Genomic DNA, 705 nt, shown 5'->3' with positions numbered 1-705 from the left:
CCCCTCTTCATCCCGGCGCTTCGCCACTCAGTGGACACGCGCCGTTGTGGTGCGGTTTTCCGCACTTCGCCGTCCGTACGCGAACCGGGGCCGACGCCCCTTCAGGCGGCGTGCGGAAGGGACGTGGCACCGCCGCGCGAGGTGGCCGGCGGACGCGGCGGGACGGGACGGGCGACGCGGAGTCGGCGCTACCCGGCGGGGTGGGCGCACCGTGGCGCCGGCGCCCTCACGCGCCGGCCTCGTGCCGGTCCGCGCGGGGCATGGGAGCGTCGCCGCTCAGTCGCTCGGGGCCGCCGTAACCGGGGCTGGCGTAGTCCGGGCTGGCGTAGCCGATGCGCGGGCGCTGCGGGCGGCGGTCGGTCCGCCGCCCCGGTCGCGCCTGTTCGCGCTCGGCCAGTCGGGCCCGCAGGAAGGGCAGCATGCCACGCTCCAACAGGGCCCGCTGCCAGGTCTCCCGGGCCTGGTCCACGGCGGAGGCGCGTGCCGCGCGGTCCGGGCCCGGCCGGGGTACGGAGCGGTGTCGGAGGGCCGTGACGAGGAGGCCGGCCAGCGCCGCCGCCCCGGTCAGCACGGCGATCACGGCTGCGGTCCAGCCGGCGCGTACGAGCGCGTCGGCCGTCTCCGGCACCGCGTCCGCGACCTCCAGGACGTAGCCGAGCACCAGGAAGACCACGGCCGCCATGCTGGCCAGCAGCGGGGCGAGGA

General features: G+C 77.9%; 1 pseudogene. It reads right to left on the bottom strand.

Going from position 1 to position 705, the window contains the following annotated elements:
* Window positions 1–226 precede the first annotated feature (226 nt).
* Window positions 227–705 (bottom strand): annotated as a pseudogene (locus KUM32_RS35420) (hypothetical protein); the annotation flags it as partial.

This window comes from Streptomyces sp. AC627_RSS907 (assembly GCF_019049165.1).
This window is presented reverse-complemented; position numbering and strand designations above follow the sequence as displayed.